This is a genomic window from Planomonospora sp. ID67723 (assembly GCF_015711605.1).
In the GTDB taxonomy this organism is placed as follows: domain Bacteria; phylum Actinomycetota; class Actinomycetes; order Streptosporangiales; family Streptosporangiaceae; genus Planomonospora_A.
On sequence record NZ_JABTEZ010000003.1, the window covers coordinates 539554 to 561696 of the forward strand.

Here is a 22143-nt window from a genome sequence, read left to right on the forward strand (position 1 = left end):
GCGCGCGACACGCACTCGTCCCATCGCCGAGCAGGGAAATTCCGTCCTAGGCGGTGGCTTCCAGCCTCAGCGAGACGGAGTTGATGCAGTAGCGGTCGTCGGTGGGCGTGGCGTAGCCCTCACCGTGGAACACGTGGCCGAGGTGGGAGTCGCAGCGGGCGCAGCGGACCTCGACGCGGACCATCCCCATGGAGCGGTCCTCGATCAGGGTGATCGCCTCCGACGCGGACGGCTCGTAGAAGCTGGGCCAGCCGCAGTGGCTGTCGAACTTGGTCTCCGAGCGGAACAGCTCGGCTCCGCAGGCGCGGCAGGCGTAGACGCCCACGGTCTTGGTGTCGACGTACTCTCCGGTGAAGGGACGCTCCGTGCCCGCCTGGCGGAGCACGCGGAACTCCTCGGGAGTGAGCTGGACGCGCCACTCGGCGTCGCTCTTGACCACCTTGTCCATGGCCCGACTCTACGCGACCGTCCCGGACGGAAGAAAATCTTGAGGGCGAAGCATCCTTTCGCGCCCGATATAGCGTCTTTGTTGGCGTGGGAGGTTTTCACCTTCCAGATGAAGGGATGAGACCATCCGTCCGCCGTCCAGGAGATCGAGGGACGGTCGAATGCCGCCGGCCGGGTGGCGCGCCAGCGCCCGGAACCGGAGAGCGGGACGGGTGGTCGAGCGGTCCGTCCCGTCGAGAGCCCGGTCCCGCCGCCGCGGTGACTCCGGGACGGACCCGCCCCCTCCCGATGACCCCTCGCGTCCGCTCCGCGCCCACCGCGCCCGTGACGTCATCCACTCGCCGGAGCGCCGAGTAAGTGACCGGTTTCACTTCGATTACATTACTTGACTCCTGGTCCAATAATTGGCGAAGCTCTGCCGTACATCGGGGCATGCGGGATTCGACGGCACCGGGAGTAGAGCTGTGGCTATCGCGGGAGTGCGGCGTCTGGCGGCGGCGGGTGCGGTGACGGCCTTCGCGGTCGGCGGGGTCGGCATGGCGGCCGGGGTCGGCACGGCCACCGCCCAGAGTTCTCCGGCGCGGGGGCACGCCGTCTCGGCCACCTGCGAGAAGACCCTGTCGCCGTGCGAGTCCGAGTCGGGGGGACTCGTGCCGGGCGACGATCCGTGGGCCGACGGCGGCGGGGTGCACGACGGCGGGGTGCACGACGGCGCGTCCTCGCCGGGAGAATCGTTCTCCAGTGGCCCGGACTCCGGCGACGGCTCCGGCCCGGACTCCGGTGACGACTCCTGGCCCCGGGAGCCGTCCTCCGATGAGAGCTTCGCGAGCATCCCCCTGCCGGACGGGTCCTCCGGCGGCTGGTCCGCCGCCCCGGGCGAGACGTTCTCCAGCGGCCCGGCCTCCCTGCCGGCCGGCCCCTGGGTGCCGGCCGGTGAGAAGAAGCAGAAGATCCCCGCCGGCGCCCCGCAGACCGGTGCCGGCGGCCTCGTCGCGGATGCCGCCACCTGGCCCTTCGCCGTGGGCGGCGCGGCCCTGCTGCTCGGTGCGGGCCTGGCCGGCTTCGCCGTACGGCGCCGGGCGGGCGAAGCGTAACCGGTGCCCCTGACGCCTCACCGGACCCGGCGGCTCGCCCTCGGCGGCGCGGTCGCGGCCACCGCGGCCGGACTCCTGCTGATCTGGTCCGGCATCAGCGGAATGATCTCCGGCGGGGGCTCCGCGCCGGTGGCCGCCGGGCAGTCCGCGGTGCCCACCAACATCCCGCGCCGCCCGCCCTCCCTGACCGAGCCCGCCGACGTGCTGATCCGCACGTTCGCCCGGCCGATGGGCGAATCCGTCCCCACGGCCGTCTACATCCCCAGGATCGGGGTGGCGGCCCCGCTGATGCAGCTCGGTCTCGACGCCACGGGGGCCATCGAGAACCCGCCGCTGGACCCGGCCAACATCGCCGGCTGGTACCGCTACGGTCCCACCCCCGGCCAGCGCGGTCCCGCCGTCATCACCGGCCATTTCGACACCCGCACCGGCCCCGCGGTCTTCGCCCGGCTCGACAAGGTGAGGAGGGGCGACCAGGTCCAGATCATGCGCTCCGACGGTTCGGTCGCCGTCTTCGTGGTGGACAGGCGCGAGCACGTCGCCAAGAAGGACTTCCCCTCGGCGCGCGTCTACGGCGACGTGAAGTATCCCGGACTGCGCCTGGTCACCTGCGGCGGCGCCTTCGACCGTACGGCCCACAGCTACCGGGGCAACACGATCGTCTACGCCCACCTGGTGCGCGCCTACCACCCGCCCCGCTGATCCCGGCAGGGGCCGGCGAGGCCGGTTCCGGCGAGCGCGGGTCCGCGTGCGTCGTGACACGGGCGGCGGTCTCCCGGTGTCAGCGCCGGGCGGCGCCGGCCGTGAACGCCGTGAGCAGGGCACGTCCGAAGCTCCAGGTTCCGAGTCGGCTGGCCGAGTTGACGTGGCCTGCGCAGCCGGCGCCGACGCGGTCGAACCTCCAGCCCGTGGCCAGGCGCTCTGCGGCGGCCGGGGTGCAGTACGGGTCGTCGTCGCTGGAGACGACCAGGCCCGGTACGTCGAGCGGGGTCGCCTTCACGGCCGTGAAGGCGGGGGCGGAGGCGGCGGGGAAGTTCGGTCCGGTGCCGTCCGGCGGGGCGACGAGGAACAGTCCGCGGATGCCCGGACGGCGCCGGGTCGCCCAGGAGGCCGCCGCCAGGCAGCCGAGGCTGTGGGCGACCAGCACCGCGTCGGCGACCCGGTCGACCGCCCGGTCGATCGCCTGGCACCAGTCGTCCAGGTCCGGCTCGTCCCACGAGGACGGCGCGATCCGGGAAGCGGACGGCCCCCACTCGGTCTGCCACGCGGTCTGCCAGTGATCCTCGTCCGAGCCGTTGATCCCAGGAATGATCACATAGTGCACGGCTTCTCGTCCCATCGTCGTCCGGGGCCCCGATACGGGGTTCGGAGCGTCAGTATGGGCGGACGATCGCGTAGAGTCGCTTCCCCCCGATGATTGGAAGGCCGAAAGCGGACGAGACGTCGATTTCATTGGATCCGGTCGACCGGGCGATCCTGGCCATCCTGCAGACCGAGGGACGCCTGGGCGTCACCGAGATCGGCCGGCGGGTCAACCTTTCCCAGCCGGCCGTGTCGGCGCGCATCAAACGCCTGGAGCAGTCCGGGGTCATCACCGGATACCGGGCCGTCGTCGACCCCGCCAGGCTCGGCCTGGGCATCCACGCCGTGATCCGGCTGCGCACGAGCCACGCCCGCATCGCCGCGTCCCTCGACCTGTTCGCGCGCTTGCCCGAGGTCGTCAACGTCTACCGGCTCACCGGCGAGGACTGCTTCCTGATCGACGTCTACGTCCCGAGCGCCGGCCGCCTCGAGGCCATCGTCGACGGCATCGCCCGCCTCGGCCCCGTCGCCACGTCCCTGGTCCTCCGAACCTACGAGACCAAGCCGATCGCGCCGTAGGCGGACAGAGGCCGTCCCGGCGCGCGACGCGCGCATCAGGTGACCGGGAGGCGGGCCGCGTCGGCCACCGGTCAGGGCCCATGTTGGAGAGCGCTCTCTTATAAGTGGTTTAAATCTTACTTAAGCCCATTTTCCTATGGAGAGCGCTCTCTATGCTGCGACTGGTCAGTAGTCGATCGAGGAGTCGCTTATGAGTATCGGACGGAAGACCCTCCGCGGCCTCGCCGCAGCGGTCCTGAGCCTGCCCGCCCTCCTGGCGGCGGCTCCGGCGGCGTCGGGAGAAGCGGCCGCTCCCGCGGCTCCGGCGGCGGGCAGGACCGCGCCGCCGAGCCTGCTGCCGCTGACCGTCACCAACCGCTCGGGGCGGGGGGAGCAGGTCTACGTCTACGTGCTCGGCACGGACCTCGCCACCGGCAGGCTCGGATACGCGAACGCGGGCGGCGCGTTCACCCCGTGGCCGGCCGGCTCGATCCCGCCCAGCCCCGCGCCGGACGCGGCCATCCCGGGACCGGCCGGGGGAGCGGCCAAGACGCTCCGGCTCCCGCTCGGCATGTCCGGCCGGGTCTACGTCTCCTTCGGCGCGAAGCTCACGTTCCTCCTCACCCCGGACGGGTTCGTGCAGCCTGCGCCGTGGGCGCCGGGCGACCCCAACCGCGACATCCTGTTCGACTGGACCGAGTTCACCTACAACGGCAGCGGCCTGTGGCTCAACACCTCGATGGTGGACATGTTCAGCGTCCCCCAGGCGGTCGAGGTGACCGGCGGCGACGGCACGCGCAAGCGGACCGGGGACCTGGTGGCGAACGGCCGCGAGCGCATCTTCGACGCCGTGAGGAACCAGCCGGGGGACTGGGCCAAACTGATCTACCGCCGCGCCGACGGGACGCGGCTGCGGGTGCTCTCGCCGCACAAGGGCATCGACACCGGCCTGTTCAGCCCCACCTACCTGGACGGCTACATCCGGCAGACCTGGACGACCTACCGGAGCAGGACGCTGACCGTCGTGCCGTTCGAGAACGAGCCCGGCAGGAAGTTCCTCGGCCGGACCGACGCCTCCGGCGTGATGCACTTCACCGACGCCTCGGGCGCCAGGGTGGCCTCCTTCCCCCGGCCCTCCACCAAGGACGTCTTCGGCTGCGACGGCCGGCTCCACGCGCCCAACGACCCCGTGGTCGGCCCGATCGCCCGCACGCTCTGCGCCGCGCTGCACCGCTCCACGCTCGGCCGTCTCCACACCCAGCCGACCAGGGACCCCGCGCGGTTCTACACCGGGACCGTCACCGACCACTACTCCAGGAAGCTGCACGCGCACTCCGCCGACGGCAAGGCCTACGGCTTCGCCTTCGACGACGTCGGGCACTTCGAGTCCCTGGTCCACGACGGCTCCCCGCGCTCGGCCGGGATCACGCTCACCCCCTTCTGAGGCCGCCCCGGCCGCCCCGGGCACGGCTCAGGGGTCGCGGGGCAGGCCCAGGGCGCGTTCGGCGATGATGTTGAGCTGGACCTCGGTGGTGCCGCCGCCGATGGTGAAGGCACGGGTGGTGAGGATCATCCGGTTCCAGTACGGCGAGGCGGGCGCGAGCGACCAGCAGAACTCCGAGATCCCCTGGGAGTGGCGCATGCCGAGGAGCTTGCGGACGCTGGAGGCGGTCCCCGGGTCGCCGCCCGACAGCTGGGAGAGCGTGACCCGCAGGCCCAGGGCCGAGATGGCCTGCCCCTCGGCCCACATGCGACCGGCCTGCTCCACGGCCGCGGGGCGCAGGGCCTGCGGGCCGCCGAGCTCGCCGATCAGCGTGACCATGTCGGTGTGCCGGGAGCCCGGGCCCCAGGAGTCGCCGAGGGCGACGCGCTCGTGGGAGAGGGTGTCGCGGGCGACCCTCCACCCCCGGTTGACCTCCCCGACGACCAGGTCGTCGGGGACGAAGACGTCGTCGAGGAAGACCTCGTTGAAGATCTCCTCCCCGTTGATCTCCTTCAGCGGGCGGACGGTGACGCCGGGGGAGGACATGTCGACCAGGAAGTACGTGATGCCCTCGTGCTTGGGGGCGTCGGGGTCGGTCCTGGCCAGGCAGATGCCCCAGTGCGCGTACTGGGCCAGGGAGGTCCAGATCTTCTGTCCGCTCAGCGACCAGCCGCCCTCGACCCGGACGGCCTTGGTGGACAGGGACGCCAGGTCGGACCCGGCGCCGGGCTCGCTGAACAGCTGGCACCAGGTGAGCTCGGTGGTGAAGGTCTTCGGCAGGAAGCGCTCCTGCTGCTCCCGCGTGCCGTACCGGACGATCGACGGCACGGCCCAGGCGGCGATGCCCAGGTTGGGCCGGCCGACGCCCCCGGCGCGGAACTCCTGGTGGATGACGACCTGCTCCAGCGGGGACGCGGCGCGGCCCCACGGCTCGGGCAGGTACGGCATGATCCAGCCCCCGGACGCCAGGCGGGACAGCCGGGTGAGCGGCTCGTCGGCGGCCAGCGAGGCGACGGCGGCCCGGACCTCCTGCCGGAACGCCCCGGCCTCCTGCGGCAGGTCCGGCTCCATGTCCCGGCGGACTCCGGCGGCGGCCAGCCGGGCCGCGCGCTCGGCGTGCTCGCCGGGGTCGCCGCCCAGCGCCCGCAGCGCCAGGGCGCGGCGGTAGTACAGGTGGGCTTCGTGCTCGTAGGTGTAGCCGATCCCGCCCAGGATCTGGATGGCGTCCGCCGCGCACCGGACGGCGGCGTCCGGGGCCAGCACCCCGGCCACCGTCACCGCCAGGAGGACGCCGTCGTCCAGCCGCTTCGCGGGGGTCGTGACGGCCGGGGGGTTCCCCGGAGGGTCCCCGGCGGGGAGTGTGGCCTGCGCAGGGCCCCCGGCGGGGCCCCGTCCGTCGAGGGCGCGGGCGGCGTCCCACACGGCGGCGCGGGCCTGTTCGAGCGCGACCAGCATGGCAGCGCACCGGTGCTTGACGCCCTGGAACTGACCGATCGGGCGGCCGAACTGCCGGCGGACCTTGGCGTGGTCCGCGGCTGCGGTCACCGCCCAGGCGGCCACGCCGCACGCCTCGGCGCCGAGCAGGACGGCGGCCAGGCCGTTCACCGAGCCCATGGTGACCCCGTCCAGCACCCGCTCGTCCGGCACGGCGCGCGCCGAGACCGTCGCCAGCGGCCGGGTGAGGTCGATCCCCTCCAGCGGCGCGGCGGCGCAGTCCGCGCGGTCCAGGGCGACCCACCGGCCGTCGGAGAGCGGCAGGACGAAGAGGTCCGCGCCGGGGGAGCCCAGCGCGGTCACCGAGACCCCGGCACGCTCGTCCGGCGGGGTGGGACGGGCGGCGCGGGAGCCCCCGGGCAGGACGACGGCGGCGGTCAGCTCGCCGCGCGCCAGGGCCGGGAGCAGGCCGTGCGCGGACCCGGAGCGGGAGATGATCGCGGAGGCCAGGACCGTGGGGAGGAAGGAGCCGGGCGCGCAGCGCTCGCCGAGCGCCTCCAGGGCCACGGCCAGCTCCAGCAGGCCGCCACCCTGCCCGCCGTACTCCTCGGGCAGGTGCAGTCCGAACAGTCCCTGCGCGGCCAGTGCGGCACGGAACGGCTCGTGATCCATGCCGCGGACCGTGATGTTCCGCTCGGCGAAGCCGTGGACGGAGGCGGCCAGCGCCCGGTGCTCCTCAGTGATCCCGATGCCCATGGACAGACTCTAGAACATTATTCGGTTCGTTGTAAGCCCCGCCCGCGCACCCGTGGCGGGGCGGCCCGCGCGCCCCGGCTCCGGGTCTCAGACCTGGATGATCGCCGCCTTCTCCCGGGTGTACTCCAGCACCGCGTCGTGCCCGTAGCCGGAGTCCTTGACGCCGCCGAAGGGCAGCCCCGGCGGCATCTGCCGGAAGGTGTTCACCCAGACCGTCCCACTCTGCAGGTCGCGGACGAACCGGTGGGCCCGGCCCAGATCGCGGGTCCACACGCCCGCCGCCAGACCGTAGGAGGAGTCGTTGGCGATCGCCAGCGCCTCGTCGTCGGTGTCGAACGGGATCGCCACCGCGACCGGACCGAAGATCTCCTCCTGGCAGATCCGCAGGGAGTTGTCGGAGGTGGTGAACAGGGTGGGGGCCACCCAGTAGCCGCCGGGCATGGACGGCACCACCTCGGCCCCCGCCCGGCCGCCGAACACCAGCTCGGCGCCTTCCTTCTCGGCGATCTCCAGGTAGGAGGTGACCCGCTCGTACTGCCCGGCGGAGACGATCGGGCCCATCGTGGTGGCCAGGTCGAGCGGGTCGGCCAGCGTGATGTTCCCGGCGATGGCGGTGATCCGCCCGATCATCTCGTCCCAGACCGGGCGGTGGATCAGGATCCGGGACCCGGCCACGCAGACCTGGCCGGCGTTGCCGGTGTAGACCGAGTTGACCGTCACGCCCTGGGCCGCCGCGTCGAGGTCGGCGTCGGCGAAGACGATGTTGGGCGACTTGCCGCCCAGCTCGAAGGTGAGCGGCTTGAGCGCGTCGGCGCTGGCCCGGGTGATGGCCTGGCCGGTCTGGGTCGAGCCGGTGAGGCTGACCTTGTTGACCCCGCGGTGCCGGACCAGCGGGTCGCCCACGTCCTCCCCCAGGCCGCTGACGATGTTGAGCACGCCCGGCGGGAGCACCTCGGCCAGGAGTTCGCCCAGCCGCAGCACGGATGCGCAGGCCTGCTCGGCGGGCTTGACGATGACGGTGTTGCCCGCCGCGAGCGCGTAGGCCGCCTTGGCGGAGAAGGTGGAGACGGGGGAGTTCCACGGGATGATGCACAGCGCCACGCCGTACGGCTCCCGCAGGGTCAGGCCCGTGCTGCCGGGGCCGAGGATCACCGTCTCGCCCCTGACCGCGTCCAGCACCTGCCCTGCGGCGATCTGCCACAGGTGGGCCATGCCGGGCAGGTCCTTCTTCAGGGTGTCGCGCAGGATGCGCCCGTTGTCGGTGGTCTCGATCCTGGCCAGCTCCTCGGCGTGCCGGGTGAAGACCCCCGCCACTTGGCGCAGGAAGTGGGCCCGGCCGAGCGCGGGCATGGCCGACCACTGCGGGAACGCGGCGCGCGCCGCCGCCACGGCCGCCTCGGCGTCGGCCTTCCCGCTCGCCGGGATCCGGGCCCACACCTCGCCGGTGGCCGGGTTGACCGAGTCCAGCGTGCGGCCGTCGGCGGCGGGCATCAACCGCCCGCCGATGAGGTTGCGGTACTCGTTCACTCTTCTCCTCCCGCGTCAGCCGTACAGGAAACCTGACCAAGCGTACGCTTGCTTGATGCGAGAGGGGAAGGCGGTGCCCGTCCGCCGGCCTACCGGTGCTGGCCGCCCTTGGCGAAGGCGAAGTTCACCCCGACGATCCCCGCCCACGCGATCAGGATCAGGTAGGTGAAGTCCGATCCGGCGAAGGGGAGGCTTATCGTGGCCCCCACGCCCAGCACCATGGAGACGATCGCCAGCGCGAGCCGCTGCCCCGCGGCCACCGACGGGCGGACCGCCGGAGCCATCCTGCGGGCCCGGGTCTCGATCCGTTCGTCGACCCGCCGGTCGATCTCCAGATCCACCTTCTCCAGGAAGCCCTCGATCAGGGAGTCCTCGAATTCAGGACCGAGGTCGCGGCGGGCCGCGACCGTGGCGCGCAACTCGTCGCCGGGGGAAGAGGTCGTCATGTTCGAGATATATCGTTTTAATCGGCCCATGTCCACCGATCGACGGTCATCCGGATGGCCGGACGACGGACCTAACGGGACTCCCGGACGTACCGGGTGAACAGGAAGCCGTCCTCCTCCAGGACGTGGGCCAGCCGGAGGCCCGTGAGTGCGTCGCCGCCGTCGAGAATCCGCGCCGCGGACCCGCCGACCAGCATCGGGCTGACCGTCAGGCAGAGCTCGTCGACCAGCCCCGCCGCCGCGAGCTGCCCGTTGACCTTCGCCCCGCCCTCGCACAGCACCCGCTCGAGACCCCGCTCACCCAGCTCCTTGACCGCCGCCGCGAGATCCACCCGGTCGTCCCCGGCCACGATCACCTCGGCGCGCCCGGCGGCCTCGGCGCGCCGGTCCGCGGGCGCGGCCTCGCACGTGACGATGATCGTGCGCGCGTACGGCTCCGCCTCGGTGAACAGCGGGGCGTCCAGGTCCAGGTCGAGCCGGCGGGTGAGCACCGCCACCGGCGGGGCGGGCGGACGGCCCTCGCGCAGCTCCCGCCACGACTCCCGCGGCCGGGCCGGGCGGTACCCCTCGTCGCGGACGGTCGAGGCCCCGGCCAGGACCACGTCGGCGAGTCCGCGCAGCGTCCCGAAGATCCGCTTGTCACCCCGGCCGGAGAGCCCGCCCGAGAGCCCGTCCAGCCAGATTCCGCCGTCGGCACTGGCCACCATGTTGATCCGCACGCACGGGCCGGCGGGGTAGGCGTAGATCCGGGCGAGGTCGGGGTCGCCGGAGGTCTCGCCGGCGGGGACCGGATGGATGAGGCGCATCCTCCAACCCTGTCACAGCATCCACCCCATAACGGATCCGGTGCCATGGGTGACTTCGACCGGCTCCCGTTACATGATTCATCACAGGAGATCAGGGAGGGATGCGTGGGGCTGGTCGCGATCGTGACCTGGTTGATCACCGCGATGGCCGGGATCTACCTGCTGTACCTGTGGTTGTCCGGCGGCGGCCTGCAACAGCAGTCGACGAAGGTCACCCGGTTCCCGGCCGGGCTGGTCTTCGCCCACCCGCTGCTGGCGGTCTCGGCGCTCGGCTGCTGGATCGCCTACGTCCTCACCGCCCGGCAGGCCTTCGCCTGGGTCTCGTTCGGCGTGCTGACGGCCTCCGCGGTGCTGGGTTTCGTCATGTTCACCCGCTGGCTGGGCGGGGGGCGGCACGCGCGCGGGGCCGGGCAGCGCTTCCCGCTGGTCGCCGTGCTGCTGCACGGGCTGGCGGGGGTGACGACGTTCGTCCTGGTCCTGCTCACCGCCGTCGTCGCGGCGGGGAGCTGAGGCGGTCCTCCGCCGGACGGGCGCAGGACCGCTCCGCGCCGGTGTCTAGTCCCTCGGGCAGCAGAGGACCTGCATGGAGCGCGAGGTCACCGCGATCACGGCCTCCGGCGGCCAGAACTCGTCGGGGAACGGCTCGTCCCTGGAGAGGTCGTCGGCGGTGTCCAGCACCGTGCGCCACTCCGTGCCGTACCGGGCCTCGGGCAGGACGAAGGTCATGTCCTCGTGGTGGCCGTTGATCAACAGCAGGAACGAGTCGTCGGTGATCCGCTCGCCGCGCGGGCCCGGTTCGGTGATGGCGTCGCCGTTGAGGAAGACCGCCAGCGACTTGGCGTAGCCGGTGTGCCAGTCGGAGGCCGACATCTCCCCGCCGGAGGGGGTGAGCCAGACGATGTCGCGCGTGCCGTCGTCGGCCTTGCGCCCGTGGAAGAACCTGCGCCGTTGGAAGACGGGGTGCTCGCGGCGCAGCTGCGACAGGGTCCTGACGAACTCCAGCAGGTCCCGCTCGGTCTTCGCCAGCGACCAGTCGATCCAGGAGACCTCGTTGTCCTGGCAGTAGGCGTTGTTGTTGCCGCCCTGCGTCCGGCCGAACTCGTCGCCGGCCGGCAGCATCGGCACGCCCTGGGACAGGAACAGCGTGGTCAGGAAGTTGCGGCGCTGGCGGCGGCGGAGCCGTACGATCGCGGGGTCCTCCACCGGGCCCTCGGCCCCGCAGTTCCACGACCGGTTGTCGTCGGTGCCGTCGCGGTTGTTCTCCCCGTTGGCCTCGTTGTGCTTGCGGTCGTAGGAGACCAGGTCGTTGAGGGGGAAGCCGTCGTGGCAGGTGACGAAGTTGATCGAGGCCACCGGCCGGCGGCCGGAGGTGGCGTACAGGTCCGCCGAGCCGGTCAGCCGGGAGGCGAACTCCGGCAGCGCCGAGCCGCTGCCCCGCCAGAAGTCGCGGACCGTGTCGCGGTATTTGCCGTTCCACTCCGTCCACAGCGGAGGGAAGTTGCCCACCTGGTAACCGCCCGGGCCCACGTCCCACGGCTCGGCGATCAGCTTCACCTGGGAGATCACCGGGTCCTGCTGGATCAGGTCGAAGAAGGCGCTCAGCCGGTCGACGTCGTGCAGCTCGCGGGCGAGCGCGGAGGCCAGGTCGAAGCGGAAGCCGTCCACGTGCATGTCCAGCACCCAGTAGCGCAGCGAGTCCATGATGAGCTGCAGGGCGTGCGGGGAGCGGACGTTGAGGGAGTTGCCGCAGCCGGTGTAGTCGAGGTAGTAGCGCCGGTCGCCGTCGTGCAGCCGGTAGTAGGCGGTGTTGTCGATGCCCCGGAAAGCCAGGGTGGGCCCCATGTGGTCGCCCTCGGCGGTGTGGTTGTAGACCACGTCGAGGATGACCTCGATCCCCGCCTCGTGCAGCGCCCGGACCATCGCCTTGAACTCCAGCACCTGCTCGCCGCCCTGCCCGCTGCTGGAATAGGCGTTGTGCGGGGCGAGGTAGGCGATGGTGTTGTAGCCCCAGTAGTTCGTCAGCCCCCGGGCCACCATCGCGTGCTCGGGCACGAACTGGTGGACGGGCATCAGCTCCACCGCCGTCACGCCCAGGTCCAGCAGGTGCTCGATGACCGCGGGGTGGCCCAGCCCCGCGTAGGTGCCGCGCTGCTCCTCCGGCACCGCGGGGTGGCGCATGGTGAGCCCGCGCACGTGCGCCTCGTAGATCACGGTCTGGTGGTACGGCGTGCGGGGCGGCCGGTCGGTCCCCCAGTCGAAGAACGGATTGATCACCACGTTCTTCGGCATGAAGGGGGCGCTGTCGTCGTCGTTGCGGCTGCTCGGGTCGGTGAACCGGTAGGAGAACAGCGACTCGTCCCAGACCAGGTCGCCCTCGACCGCCTTGGCGTAGGGGTCGAGGAGGAGCTTGGCGGGGTTGCAGCGGTGCCCCTGGGAGGGCTCGTAGGGGCCGTGGACGCGGTAGCCGTACCGCTGCCCGGGCACGATCCCGGGCAGGTATCCGTGCCAGACGAACCCGTCGACCTCGGGCAGCTCGACCCGCTCCTCGCGGCCGGCGTCGTCGAACAGGCACAGCTCGACCCGCTCCGCCACCTCGGAGAACACCGAGAAACTGGTGCCCACGCCATCCCAGGTGCCACCCAGCGGATACGGCTCTCCCGGCCAGACTTCGCGCATGTGACCCTATTCTCCTCCGGTCCGGGCTCTATCGCAGGGTGTTGACCTTTTTTGTCACCCCTACCGGGCGCGGGAAACGTGACTCCCGGCTGCCCCTGCCGGCGGCGGGCGCCGCCGGCAGGGGCAGCCGGCGGCGATCAGCTCAGCAGCTCGGCGTTGAGGCTGATCGGGGTGGCCGCCAGCGCCTGACTCACCGGGCAGCCGCTCTTGGCCGTCTCGGCCGAGGCCTGGAACTGCTCGGCGGTGATGCCGGGGACCTGGGCGCGCACCGAGATGACGATCCCGGTGATGCCCTCGCCCGGCTGGAAGGTCACGTCGGCCTTCGTCTCCAGCGACTGAGGCGGGGTGCCCGCCTTGGCCAGCACGCTGGACAGGAACATCGAGAAGCAGGAGGAGTGCGCGGCTGCGATGAGCTCCTCGGGCGAGGTCTTGCCGTTGGGCTCCTCGGCCCGCGAGGGCCAGGACACGTCGAACGTGCCCACTCCGGAGGAGTCCAGCGAGACCGAGCCCGACCCGTCGAGCAGAGCGCCCTTCCAGTTGGTCGTCGCGGTACGTGTCGTCGCCATGGCGATGTCCCTTCGATCGATAGGTGTTCATGGTGAACATACGCCGTCCGACCGGCGGGCACGCACCCCGCGCCGGGACGGTTCGCAGACCGCCCGCGCGATCACCCCGGAAGCGGCCGGAGACCCTCGACGATGTCCCTGGCGTACTCGTCGTCGCTCTCGGCGAGGACCCGCTCGATCCCGGCACGCGCCCGCGCGTCACCCCGCGCGGCCAGGCCCCGTGCCGCCTCGGCCACCGTGGTCAGATCCTCGTCGTCGAGGCGCGCGGCCAGTGCCTCGCGGATCTGCGGGGTGTCCTGTTCCAGGCCCGCCAGGCTCAGGGTCGCCCAGTCGCGGACGTCGTCGTCGGGGTCCTCGGTCATCGAGATCAGCAGCGCGAGCCCGTCGGCGTGGCCCGGTGGCAGGACCGCGGCCAGCGCCGCGGGGTCGGACTCGGTGCGGGTCCAGTCGTCGGAGGTGATGATCTCCAGCACCTCGGGCAGGGCGCGGGGGTCGGCGTGGTGGCCGAGAGCCCCGAGCACCGAGCGCAGCACCCGCTCGTCGCCCTCGGTGGCCGCCATCCGCCGCAGGACGGGCAGGGACTCCTCCAGGAAGGGCTTGCCCCCCTCGGTGAAGCCGAACTGGGAGAGCACGTCCACGGCGAACTCGCGCCGGCGCGGGTCCTCGGCGGCGCACGCGCGGATCGCGGCCTCGAAGGTCTCCCGGTCGCCGCGCTGCTGCAGCGAGCCCGCCACGGTCCACCAGGTCTCGGCCTCCTCGTCGAGATCCCGGTACGGCAGCGCCCGCTCGGCCAGCTCGTCGAAGGAAGGCAGCTCGCCGGTGGCCTCCTCCAGGAGGGTGGCGATCGCCGCGTGACCGCGCTGGCACTGCACTTCGAAGCCGGGATCGCCGTCGGCGTCCAGCACCGTCACGGTCACCAGGTCGGTGCCGTCCTCGGCGCGGGTGCGCCCCACCACGACGTGCGAGTCCTCCTTCACCTGGTCGGCGATCTGGTCCAGCAGCGCGCTCTCCAGCTGCGTGCCGAGCCAGTCGTAGGCGATCGCCAGCGGAGTGTCGCCCTCACCGTCCGGCCGCGCCGGGTCGGCTCCCGCGGCCAGCAGCGCGCGCACCGCCCCCAGAGCCCCCCTGCGGACGGCCAGGGTGAGGGCGGTCGTCCCGCCGTCGGTGGCGTCCTCGGCGGGCGCCCCGGCGGAGAGGAGGGTCTCGAGCGTGGTGGCGTGCCCGTTGGCGGCGGCCCAGAGCACCGCGGTCCACCCGTGGCTCTCCCGCCCGGCCGGGTCGGCTCCGGCGGCCAGCAGGGCCTCGACCGCCCCGGTGCGTCCCCAGGCCGCGGCCGCGCACAGCGGCAGCCCTTCGTCCGCACCGCCGCTGAGCCGGTCGGGGTCGGCTCCGGCGGCCAGCAGCGCCCGCACGATCTCCGTCCGCCCGCCCGTCGCCGCCCGGTAGAGCGCGGTGCTGTCACCCTCGCCCGCCGGGTCGGCGGGTGTGCCCCTCCGGAGCAGGTCCTCGGCCCGCTCGACGTCATTGCCGATAACCGCGTCCAGAAGCTCTTCGTACATGTCTCCGGATCATAGGCGGCCGGTGGCCGCGACGGCCGCCGGCCACACGCCGGGACCCGGGATCCTCACGCCGGACCGCGCCGGACCGCGCCGTCTCGTGCCGTCTCGTGCCGTCTCGCGCCGTTCGGTGTACGGGAAGGTTCCTTCTTCCGGAGGATCCACCTCCGGCAGAACTCGCGATATGTTGTGAATGTGAATGATCCGGGTGGAATCCGAGCATCAGACGCCGAACGCGAGGCCGTCGTCGAGCAGCTGAGAGTCGCCTCCGTCGAGGGCCGGCTCACCCTCGGCGAGCTGACCGAGCGCACCGAGGCGGCCTACACCGCCGTCACGCAGGCCGAGCTCGCCGTCGTCACCTCCGACCTGCCGCAGGCCGGCCGGGGCCCGGCGCCCTCGCCCGTGCCGGTCCCCCCTCCGGGCGGCCGGAAGCGGCGCTGGTTCGTCGCCGTCATGGGCGACTCCAAACGGCGCGGCAAGTGGCGGATCGACCAGGAGCTCGGCGCGGTGGCCGTGATGGGCGACGTCCTCCTCGACCTGCGCGAGGCCGAGGTGCGCACCGGTGCGGTGGTCGACATCGCCGCCACCGCGATCATGGGCGACGTGAAGATCATCGTGCCGGACGGGGTGGACGTCGACCTCGAGGGCATCGCGATCATGGGGGACAAGAAGGTCCAGGTGATCGAGGCCCCTCCGGGGGCGAACGCGCCGCGCATCCGGGTCAAGGCGTTCGCCCTCATGGGCGACGTCAAGGTCATCGGGGACTCCCGGGCCGAGCCGGTCAAGAAGACGTGGTCCGCCTGGCGGGAGCAGTGGCGCGAGCTGCGCGGGGAACTGGGCGGTGAGCCGTACCGGCCGCTGCCGCCGCACGGCTCCGGGCACCGGCTCCACCCCCCGCGCGAGCCGTGACGCGCTGACCGGTCAGGCGCTGGCGGAGCGCTCGCCCGTCCGCAGGGCCTGCTCGTACCGTTCGAGCAGCACGGCGGAGACCTCCGGAGCCGCGCCGAGGACGTCCGCGACGACCTCGGCGCCCGCGGCCAGCGCGGCGGCGCGGGTCTTGTCGGCGAAGTAGCCGGGGGCCAGCAGGTAGGGGGCGACCACCACGCGCGGGGCCCCGGCGGCGAGCAGTCGCCGGACCTCGTCCTCGGGGGTGGGCGCGGCGGCCGAGGCGTAGGCGGCGCTCACCGACCACCAGCCGCGCCCGGCCCACCGCCGGGCGATCCCGGCGACGGTCGCGTTGGCCCGGTGGTCGCTGGAGCCCGCCGAGAGCAGCACCACGGCGGTCCCCGGGTCTCCGGCGGCCACGCCGGCCTCGGCCAGGCGCCGCTCCAGGGCGTCGATCAGCAGCGGGTGCGGTCCGAGCGTCGTGCCCCGGCGCACGCGGAGGCGGGGCCGCCGGGCCGAGGCCTCGGCCAGCGCGCCGGGGATGTCCACCCGGCTGTGGTAGGCCTCGGTGAGCAGCAGCGGCAGCACCACCGCCTCGGTCAGCTCGGACAGCGCCCCGGCCAGCGTCGGCGCGGCGTGGTCGAGGTAGGCGGCGCGCACCGGGACCTCCGGCCGCGCCAGCCGTACCGCCTCCATCAGGGATTCCACCGTCGCGGCCGCGCGCGGGTCGCGCGAGCCGTGCGCCACCGCCACCAGCGGGACCGCCGGTGGCGCGGCCGAGACGGGACGGCTCACGTGTGGATGCCGCATTCGGTCTTGCCCATCCCGGCCCAGCGGCCGCTGCGCGGGTCCTCTCCCGGGGCGACCTGGCGGGTGCAGGGGGCGCAGCCGATCGAGGGGTAGTCGTCGTAGTGCAGCGGGTTGATCAGCACGCCGTTGTCGGCCATGTAGTTGTCGACGTCTTCCTGGGTCCACCGGGCGATGGGGTTGATCTTGACCATCTGCCGCTTGGCGTCCCACTCCACGACCTTGATCCCGGCCCGGGTGGCGGCCTCGTCGCGGCGGATGCCGGAGACCCAGGCGCGGTACGGCTCCAGCGCGCGGTTGAGCGGCTCCACCTTGCGCAGGTAGCAGCACAGGTCGGGGTTGCGCCCGAACAGCCGCGGACCCAGGTCGCGCTCCTGCTCGGCCACCGTCCTCGACGGCTTCACGTCGATCACGTTGACGTCATAGACCTGCTGGACCGCGTCACGGGTGCCGATCGTCTCGGCGAAGTGGTAGCCGGTGTCGATGAAGAGCACGTCCACGCCCGGCTTGACCCTGCTGACCAGGTCGATCATCAGTGCGTCGCTCATCGAGGCGGTCAGGCAGAGCCGGTCGCCGAAGGTCGCCGCCGCCCAGCGGATGATGTCGACGGCGGAGGCCTCCTCCAGGAACAGCGCGGCCGACTCGGCGATCTCCTGCAGGTCGAGCGTGCCGCGCTGCTGGCGTAATCCGATCTCGATGTCCACCAGTGTCATATGTCACCACTCCTCATTCGCTGCGCGGGTGGTCGTGCCTCGCGGACCGCTGCCGATCACGAGGTCCGCACCCCGATCCCGAGAAACTTCAACTTGAAGGCGCGGGCGCACGAGCGGCAGTACCAGCCGCCGTCGCCCTCGTAGGGCTCCAGGTCCTCTTCGCCGCAGTAGGGGCAGTGGAAGGGGACGGCCCGGCTGCTCACTTGAGGTCCGCCTCGTCGGCGCGCTGGACCCACTCGGCGAAGGTCTCACCCTCGTTCTTCTGCTTGCCGAAGTTGCGCAGCACCCGCTCGACGTAGTCGGGGAGCTCCTCGGAGGTGGCCTTCAGGCCGCGGACCTTGCGGCCGAAGCCGGCGTTGACGCCCAGGGAGCCGCCCAGGTGGATCTGGAAGCCCTCCACCTGCTCACCCGCCTCGTTCACGACGAGCTGGCCCTTGAGGCCGATGTCGGCGGTCTGGATGCGCGCGCAGGAGTTCGGGCAGCCGTTGACGTTGATGGTCAGCGGCTCGGCGAAGTCCGGCAGGCGGGTCTCCAGCTCGTCGATCAGGTTGGACGCGGTGTTCTTGGTGTCGACGATCGCCAGCTTGCAGAACTCGATGCCGGTGCAGGCCATGGTCTGGCGGCGGAAGGTGGAGGGGTTGACCTGCAGGTCGTTGGCCTCCAGCTCGGCCACGAGGCTGTCCACCCGGTCCGGCGCGACGTCGAGGACGACCATCTTCTGCTCGACCGTGGTGTGGACCCGCCCGGAACCGTGCCGCTCGGCGATGTCGGCGATCAGGTGCAGCTTGTCCCCGTCGAGGCGGCCGACCCGCGGCGCGAAGCCGACGTAGAAGTTGCCGTCCTTCTGCGGGAAGACGCCCACGTGGTCACGGCGGCCGCCGCGCGGGAGCTCGGGCGCGGGGCCGTCCGGCAGGGTGTAGCCGAGGTACTCCTTCTCCAGGATCGCGCGGAACTTCTCGGCGCCCCAGTCGTTGACCAGGAACTTGATCCGCGCCCGGTGGCGCAGGCGGCGGTAGCCGTAGTCGCGGAAGATGCCGATCACGCCGCCGTAGACCTCGGAGGCCTGCTCGGGGGTGACGAAGACGCCGAGCCGCTTGGCCAGCATCGGGTTGGTCGACAGGCCGCCGCCGACCCACAGGTCGTAGCCGCGCTCGCCGTGCTCGTTGACGACGCCGACGAAGGCCACGTCGTTGATCTCGTGCACGGTGCAGTGCGCCGGGCAGCCCGACAGCGCCGACTTGAACTTGCGCGGAAGGTTGGAGTACTCGGGGTTGCCGATGTAGTCCTCGTGGATCCGGCTGATCTGCGCGGTGGCGTCGAGGACCTCCTCGGCGTCGATGCCGGCCAGCGGGCAGCCGATGATGACGCGCGGGGTGTCGCCGCAGGCCTCGGTGGTGGACAGGCCCACCGCCTCCAGCCGCCGCCAGATGTCCGGGACGGACTCGATCTCGATCCAGTGGAGCTGGATGTTCTGCCGGTCGGTGACGTCGGCGGTGCCGCGGCCGTACTCGTTGGAGATGTCGGCGATGACGCGCAGCTGCTCCAGGTTGAGCCGGCCGCCGTCGATCCGGACGCGGAGCATGAAGTAGCGGTCGTCGAGCTCCTCCGGCTCCAGGACCGCGGTCTTGCCGCCGTCGATCCCGGGCTTGCGCTGGGTGTAGAGCCCGTACCAGCGCATCCGGCCCCGCAGGTCGGCCGGATCGATGGAGTCGAACCCGCCCTTGGAGTAGATGTCGATGATCCGCTGGCGGACGTTGAGCCCGTCGTCGTTCTTCTTGAGCTCTTCGTTCTTGTTCAGCGGCTCGCGGTAGCCGAGAGCCCACTGACCTTCGCCTCGCGGGCGCTTGTGGTGGCGGTTGGCCGGACGGGCCGGGGTCGTCATGTGCGCGTCCTTATCGGATCGTGGGTGATTTCCGGGCACACGCACAGGCACCTCCCGCCTCGTCGTTGAGTACGGGGGTCGATCGCTCAGAGAAGGTCACTCGGAGAAGAACGCCTGTCACGCGCCCGAGCTGGCAGAAATCAGCGAGGGGCGACGGTCAACGGACGTCACAACAGATGGCGCTGCGGACACGCAGAAGGTCGACGTGGCGTCGCACGACGAGCATGGGGTCCGCTGGCATGTCCATGACGATACCTTGGCGGCCCGAGATGTCCAATATAAAGTCCACACTCTGGACGCCGGGCGACCCGCGCGACCTCCTCCGACGCCGCTCCGGATGCGGTTCAGCCCTGGCGGGGCCAGACCAGCGGGGACTCGCGGGGCTCCTCCGCGGCGATCTGGTGCTGGCAGTCGCACCACGACCCGCCCCGGCACTTCTCGTGGCGGCGGTCCTTGCACTCCCGACAGATCATGTCTCCATTGTGCCCCCGTCCCCCGGTCGCGCACGGGGCCGGGACGGGCCGCCGGCGCGCGGGCCCGCGGCGCGTCCCGCCGGGTGAGGGGGTTTCTCCGCAGGTGGCCCGGGCAGTGACACGGGGTCGGGTCGCCCGTGATCGGACTCGTTATAGCGGACCGCAAGGAATACCGTTGGGTGCCATGACGTCCACTGAGGCCTCGCCGCAGCGGCCCGGGCCCGGCAAGCGCGCGCGGCGCCGGGGCCACTCCCGGCTGCGCCGGCACAGCGCCAGGCTCCGGGCCGGGCTGTCGTGGGTGCGCGGCACCGACACCTGGACGCTGCTCGTCGCCACGACCAACGCCGGCGTCAACTACCGGGTCACCGGCCTGGCGGGGGAGGCGGCCTTCTTCGCGCTGCTGTCGCTGCCGCCGTTCGTGCTCGGCCTGATCGGCGTGGTCGGCCAGCTCACCGGCGTCTTCGGCCCGGAGACCGTGCAGGACGTCAGGACCTGGATCGAGGCGCAGGCGCACCTGCTGTTCACCGACAACGCCGTGGACACCGTCGTCACCCCGCTCATCAGCGACGTGCTGAAACCGGAGAACCAGGTCTCGCTGATCTCGCTGGGCTTCCTGCTCGCCCTCTGGTCGGGTTCGCGGGCGCTGTTCGTCTACGTGGACCTGATCGCCCTGGCCTACGGGCTCGGCGAGGAGCGCGGCATCATCCGCACCCGCCTGATGTCCTTCGGGCTCTATCTCGCGGGCCTGCTGAGCGGCCTGTTCGTCATGCCGGTCCTGGTGCTGGGCCCGGCGGCGCTGCAGGGCGCGCTGCCGCCCGACTACACCATGCTGGTGGACATCCTCTACTGGCCGGTCGTCGTCGTCGGCTCGGTCTTCTTCCTCACCCTGCTCTACCACGTGAGCGTCCCGGTGCGCACGCGCTGGTGGCGGGAGACGCCCGGGGCCGTGCTCGCGCTCATCATCTGGATCGCCTGCGCCGCGGTGCTGCGCGAGGTCCTCGCCGCGTGGTTCTCCCCGGTCTCCATCTACGGCTCGCTGGCCGCCCCCGTCGCGGTGCTGCTCTGGCTCTACATCACCGCCCTGGCCGTGCTCATCGGCGCCACGCTCAACGCCGAGGTGGACCGGCTCTGGCCGGCGGACGGCACCGGCCGCGTCGGCCGGACGGGCGAGTCCGCTATCGTCTAAGCCGCGACTGGCGCATTGGGTGGGCAACCACCGGGGAGCGGAATGGCGGAGGCCGCGCGCCTGGGTCTTCGCGCGTTGTCAACGATGACAAGGAGTGAAGGCGCAATGAGTTCTCTTTCCAGTGTCGATCCGCAGATCGCCGAACTCGTCAAGGCGGAGGAACGCCGCCAGGCCGACACCGTCAAGCTGATCGCCTCGGAGAACTACGTCTCCAAGGCCGTGCTCGAGGCCACGGGGACCGTTCTCACGAACAAGTACTCCGAGGGTTACGCCGGCAAGCGCTACTACGAGGGCCAGCAGGTCATCGACCAGATCGAGACCCTCGCCATCGACCGCGCCAAGTCGCTGTTCGGCGTGAACCACGCCAACGTCCAGCCCTACTCGGGCTCGCCCGCCAACCTCGCCGTCTACATGGCCTTCCTCAACCCCGGCGACACCGTGATGGGCATGGGCCTGCCCTTCGGCGGCCACCTCACCCACGGCTGGTCGGTCTCGGCCACCGGCAAGTGGTTCAACCCGGTCCGGTACGGCGTGCGCAAGGACACCGGCCGCGTCGACATGGACGAGGTCCGTGAGATCGCGCTGCGCGAGCGCCCCAAGCTGATCTTCTGCGGCGGCACCGCCATCCCGCGCACGATCGACTTCCCGGCCTTCGCGGAGATCGCCCGCGAGGTCGGCGCCGTCCTCGCCGCCGACATCGCCCACATCGCCGGCCTGGTCGCCGGTGGCGCCCACCCCTCGCCGGTCGGCCACGCCGACGTCATCTCCACCACCACCCACAAGACGCTGCGCGGCCCCCGCGGCGCCATGCTCATGGCCACCTCCGACGAGCACGCCACCGCGCTGAACAAGGCCGTCTTCCCCGGCCTGCAGGGCGGCCCGCACAACCACACCACCGCGGCCATCGCGGTGGCGCTCAAGGAGGCCTCCACCGACGAGTTCAAGGCCTACGCCCGCCAGGTCGTCCTGAACGCGCAGGCGCTGGCCGAGGAACTCAAGGGCCGCGGCTTCGACCTCGTCTCCGGCGGCACCGACAACCACCTCATCCTGTTCGACCTGACCCCCAAGGGCATCGGCGGCAAGCCGGCCGCCCAGGCGCTGGACCGGGCCGGCCTGGAGACCAACTACAACACCGTGCCGTTCGACACGCGCAAGCCGTTCGACCCCTCGGGCATCCGGATCGGCACCGCCGGTGTCACCAGCCGGGGCATGGGCGTGGCCGAGATGCGGCAGATCGGCGCCTGGATCGACCAGGTCGTCACGGCCCTGGCCAAGGGCGAGGACGAGGCCGAGCACGTCATCGGCCGCGTGCACGCCGAGGTGCTCGAGCTGACCTCGCAGTTCCCGGCTCCGGGCCTGTGAGGGACGGCCGCGGTTAACCCCTTGCGATCGGAAGCCGGGTCCGCGCTATAGTGGACCCGGCTTCGTCGCTGCGTCGAGAGCAGCGGCCATGACACCGGGAGGTGAGGACTATGCGGGTTTTTCTGGTGAGCCTGCCGTCCATCAACCCCCGGGTGTCCCTCTAGCCGCTTCCAGCGCGGGCACC

At 71.9% G+C, this 22143-nt stretch carries 23 protein-coding genes and 1 riboswitch; of the genes, 8 read left to right on the plus strand and 15 right to left on the minus strand.

What is annotated here, in order from left to right; translation table 11 throughout:
* Window positions 1-46: 46 nt before the first annotated feature.
* Entirely contained in the window at window positions 47-448 is a 402-nt protein-coding gene (msrB, locus tag HS041_RS24125) for a peptide-methionine (R)-S-oxide reductase MsrB (protein WP_196443079.1), read from the minus strand.
* A 463-nt stretch (window positions 449-911) separates the two neighbouring features.
* Here msrB and HS041_RS24130 point away from each other — a divergent pair, with 463 nt between their 5' ends.
* Both HS041_RS24130 and HS041_RS24135 read left to right on the plus strand, forming a co-directional pair.
* A complete protein-coding gene (locus tag HS041_RS24130) occupies window positions 912-1541 on the plus strand; it encodes a hypothetical protein (protein WP_196443080.1) in 630 nt (209 codons plus the stop codon).
* A 3-nt stretch (window positions 1542-1544) separates the two neighbouring features.
* Window positions 1545-2243: a class F sortase gene (locus HS041_RS24135; RefSeq protein WP_307845442.1), complete on the plus strand. Its 699-nt coding sequence runs from the start codon at window positions 1545-1547 to the stop codon at window positions 2241-2243.
* A gap of 79 nt (window positions 2244-2322) precedes the next feature.
* On the opposite strand, the gene HS041_RS24140 is transcribed toward HS041_RS24135, so the two are convergent.
* Complete coding sequence (locus HS041_RS24140) at window positions 2323-2856, minus strand: RBBP9/YdeN family alpha/beta hydrolase (protein ID WP_196443081.1); 534 nt, start codon at window positions 2854-2856, stop codon at window positions 2323-2325.
* 137 nt (window positions 2857-2993) lie between these two features.
* On the opposite strand from HS041_RS24140, the gene HS041_RS24145 reads away from it, so the two are divergent.
* Window positions 2994-3422, plus strand: a complete 429-nt coding sequence (locus tag HS041_RS24145) for an Lrp/AsnC family transcriptional regulator (protein WP_196443082.1) — start codon at window positions 2994-2996, stop codon at window positions 3420-3422.
* A gap of 190 nt (window positions 3423-3612) precedes the next feature.
* Window positions 3613-4845 carry a beta-1,3-glucanase family protein gene (locus HS041_RS24150; RefSeq protein ID WP_196443083.1) on the plus strand — a complete coding sequence of 411 codons (1233 nt, stop codon included), beginning with the start codon at window positions 3613-3615 and terminating at the stop codon, window positions 4843-4845.
* Window positions 4846-4872: 27 nt separating this feature from the next.
* Here the strand turns inward: HS041_RS24150 and HS041_RS24155 are convergent, their stop codons facing one another.
* The 4 genes from HS041_RS24155 to HS041_RS24170 all read right to left on the minus strand — a co-directional run bounded on the left by HS041_RS24155 (window position 4873) and on the right by HS041_RS24170 (window position 9853).
* Window positions 4873-7074, minus strand: coding sequence for an acyl-CoA dehydrogenase family protein (locus HS041_RS24155; RefSeq protein ID WP_196443084.1), 2202 nt, complete (start codon window positions 7072-7074; stop codon window positions 4873-4875).
* Between the two features lie 87 nt (window positions 7075-7161).
* The gene (locus HS041_RS24160) at window positions 7162-8601 is read right to left on the minus strand and encodes an aldehyde dehydrogenase family protein (protein ID WP_196443085.1); all 1440 of its coding nucleotides are present in this window, start codon (window positions 8599-8601) and stop codon (window positions 7162-7164) included.
* 89 nt (window positions 8602-8690) lie between these two features.
* On the minus strand, window positions 8691-9047 hold the full coding sequence (locus HS041_RS24165) for a hypothetical protein (protein ID WP_196443086.1): 357 nt from the start codon (window positions 9045-9047) through the stop codon (window positions 8691-8693).
* Window positions 9048-9118: 71 nt separating this feature from the next.
* Window positions 9119-9853 (minus strand): pyrimidine reductase family protein, encoded by a 735-nt coding sequence (locus tag HS041_RS24170; RefSeq protein WP_196443087.1) that lies wholly within the window; start codon window positions 9851-9853, stop codon window positions 9119-9121.
* A 45-nt stretch (window positions 9854-9898) separates the two neighbouring features.
* Between HS041_RS24170 and HS041_RS24175 the strand changes: the two genes are divergently transcribed.
* Entirely contained in the window at window positions 9899-10363 is a 465-nt protein-coding gene (locus HS041_RS24175; RefSeq protein WP_230879576.1) for a hypothetical protein, read from the plus strand.
* 45 nt (window positions 10364-10408) lie between these two features.
* Here the strand turns inward: HS041_RS24175 and glgX are convergent, their stop codons facing one another.
* The 3 genes from glgX to HS041_RS24190 form a co-directional block, all read right to left on the minus strand.
* Entirely contained in the window at window positions 10409-12529 is a 2121-nt protein-coding gene (glgX, locus tag HS041_RS24180) for a glycogen debranching protein GlgX (RefSeq protein ID WP_196443088.1), read from the minus strand.
* Window positions 12530-12666: 137 nt separating this feature from the next.
* Window positions 12667-13095, minus strand: coding sequence for an OsmC family protein (locus HS041_RS24185; RefSeq protein ID WP_196443089.1), 429 nt, complete (start codon window positions 13093-13095; stop codon window positions 12667-12669).
* A 101-nt stretch (window positions 13096-13196) separates the two neighbouring features.
* Window positions 13197-14654: an ankyrin repeat domain-containing protein gene (locus tag HS041_RS24190; protein WP_196443090.1), complete on the minus strand. Its 1458-nt coding sequence runs from the start codon at window positions 14652-14654 to the stop codon at window positions 13197-13199.
* 192 nt (window positions 14655-14846) lie between these two features.
* Here HS041_RS24190 and HS041_RS40155 point away from each other — a divergent pair, with 192 nt between their 5' ends.
* Window positions 14847-15560 (plus strand): DUF1707 SHOCT-like domain-containing protein, encoded by a 714-nt coding sequence (locus tag HS041_RS40155; RefSeq protein WP_196443091.1) that lies wholly within the window; start codon window positions 14847-14849, stop codon window positions 15558-15560.
* A gap of 12 nt (window positions 15561-15572) precedes the next feature.
* On the opposite strand, the gene HS041_RS24200 is transcribed toward HS041_RS40155, so the two are convergent.
* The 6 genes from HS041_RS24200 to HS041_RS39460 form a co-directional block, all read right to left on the minus strand.
* Complete coding sequence (locus HS041_RS24200; protein WP_196443092.1) at window positions 15573-16346, minus strand: sirohydrochlorin chelatase; 774 nt, start codon at window positions 16344-16346, stop codon at window positions 15573-15575.
* Window positions 16328-17056, minus strand: a complete 729-nt coding sequence (locus HS041_RS24205) for a phosphoadenylyl-sulfate reductase (protein WP_196443093.1) — start codon at window positions 17054-17056, stop codon at window positions 16328-16330. Before HS041_RS24205 ends, HS041_RS24200 begins: the two co-directional genes overlap by 19 nt.
* A 56-nt stretch (window positions 17057-17112) precedes the next feature.
* On the minus strand, window positions 17113-17259 hold the full coding sequence (locus HS041_RS24210) for an Insertion element protein (protein ID WP_196443094.1): 147 nt from the start codon (window positions 17257-17259) through the stop codon (window positions 17113-17115).
* Window positions 17256-18938 (minus strand): nitrite/sulfite reductase, encoded by a 1683-nt coding sequence (locus tag HS041_RS24215; protein WP_196443095.1) that lies wholly within the window; start codon window positions 18936-18938, stop codon window positions 17256-17258. Before HS041_RS24215 ends, HS041_RS24210 begins: the two co-directional genes overlap by 4 nt.
* 157 nt (window positions 18939-19095) lie before the next feature.
* The gene (locus HS041_RS40480; RefSeq protein ID WP_373294325.1) at window positions 19096-19185 is read right to left on the minus strand and encodes a putative leader peptide; all 90 of its coding nucleotides are present in this window, start codon (window positions 19183-19185) and stop codon (window positions 19096-19098) included.
* 97 nt (window positions 19186-19282) lie between these two features.
* Window positions 19283-19411: a hypothetical protein gene (locus HS041_RS39460; RefSeq protein ID WP_255530053.1), complete on the minus strand. Its 129-nt coding sequence runs from the start codon at window positions 19409-19411 to the stop codon at window positions 19283-19285.
* A gap of 184 nt (window positions 19412-19595) precedes the next feature.
* Here HS041_RS39460 and HS041_RS24220 point away from each other — a divergent pair, with 184 nt between their 5' ends.
* Both HS041_RS24220 and glyA read left to right on the plus strand, forming a co-directional pair.
* On the plus strand, window positions 19596-20597 hold the full coding sequence (locus HS041_RS24220) for a YihY/virulence factor BrkB family protein (protein ID WP_230879577.1): 1002 nt from the start codon (window positions 19596-19598) through the stop codon (window positions 20595-20597).
* A riboswitch (ZMP/ZTP riboswitch) is annotated at window positions 20591-20670 on the plus strand. It overlaps the preceding gene by 7 nt.
* Before the next feature lie 11 nt (window positions 20671-20681).
* On the plus strand, window positions 20682-21959 hold the full coding sequence (gene glyA / locus HS041_RS24225; protein WP_501224835.1) for a serine hydroxymethyltransferase: 1278 nt from the start codon (window positions 20682-20684) through the stop codon (window positions 21957-21959).
* Window positions 21960-22143 lie beyond the last annotated feature (184 nt).

Excerpts from the sequence above, each read along its gene's own strand:
- HS041_RS24155 (WP_196443084.1), bottom strand. The coding sequence starts at position 7,074 with ATGGGCATCGGGATCACTGAGGAGCACCGGGCGCTGGCCGCCTCCGTC.
- glgX (WP_196443088.1), bottom strand. The coding sequence starts at position 12,529 with ATGCGCGAAGTCTGGCCGGGAGAGCCGTATCCGCTGGGTGGCACCTGG.
- msrB (WP_196443079.1), bottom strand. The coding sequence starts at position 448 with ATGGACAAGGTGGTCAAGAGCGACGCCGAGTGGCGCGTCCAGCTCACT.
- HS041_RS24220 (WP_230879577.1), top strand. The coding sequence starts at position 19,596 with ATGACGTCCACTGAGGCCTCGCCGCAGCGGCCCGGGCCCGGCAAGCGC.
- HS041_RS24170 (WP_196443087.1), bottom strand. The coding sequence starts at position 9,853 with ATGCGCCTCATCCATCCGGTCCCCGCCGGCGAGACCTCCGGCGACCCC.
- HS041_RS24165 (WP_196443086.1), bottom strand. The coding sequence starts at position 9,047 with ATGACGACCTCTTCCCCCGGCGACGAGTTGCGCGCCACGGTCGCGGCC.
- HS041_RS24190 (WP_196443090.1), bottom strand. The coding sequence starts at position 14,654 with ATGTACGAAGAGCTTCTGGACGCGGTTATCGGCAATGACGTCGAGCGG.
- HS041_RS24215 (WP_196443095.1), bottom strand. The coding sequence starts at position 18,938 with ATGACGACCCCGGCCCGTCCGGCCAACCGCCACCACAAGCGCCCGCGA.
- HS041_RS39460 (WP_255530053.1), bottom strand. The coding sequence starts at position 19,411 with ATGATCTGTCGGGAGTGCAAGGACCGCCGCCACGAGAAGTGCCGGGGC.
- HS041_RS24185 (WP_196443089.1), bottom strand. The coding sequence starts at position 13,095 with ATGGCGACGACACGTACCGCGACGACCAACTGGAAGGGCGCTCTGCTC.
- HS041_RS24200 (WP_196443092.1), bottom strand. The coding sequence starts at position 16,346 with ATGCGGCATCCACACGTGAGCCGTCCCGTCTCGGCCGCGCCACCGGCG.
- HS041_RS24205 (WP_196443093.1), bottom strand. The coding sequence starts at position 17,056 with ATGACACTGGTGGACATCGAGATCGGATTACGCCAGCAGCGCGGCACG.
- glyA (WP_501224835.1), top strand. The coding sequence starts at position 20,682 with ATGACAAGGAGTGAAGGCGCAATGAGTTCTCTTTCCAGTGTCGATCCG.
- HS041_RS40480 (WP_373294325.1), bottom strand. The coding sequence starts at position 19,185 with ATGGACATGCCAGCGGACCCCATGCTCGTCGTGCGACGCCACGTCGAC.
- HS041_RS24150 (WP_196443083.1), top strand. The coding sequence starts at position 3,613 with ATGAGTATCGGACGGAAGACCCTCCGCGGCCTCGCCGCAGCGGTCCTG.
- HS041_RS24175 (WP_230879576.1), top strand. The coding sequence starts at position 9,899 with ATGGGTGACTTCGACCGGCTCCCGTTACATGATTCATCACAGGAGATC.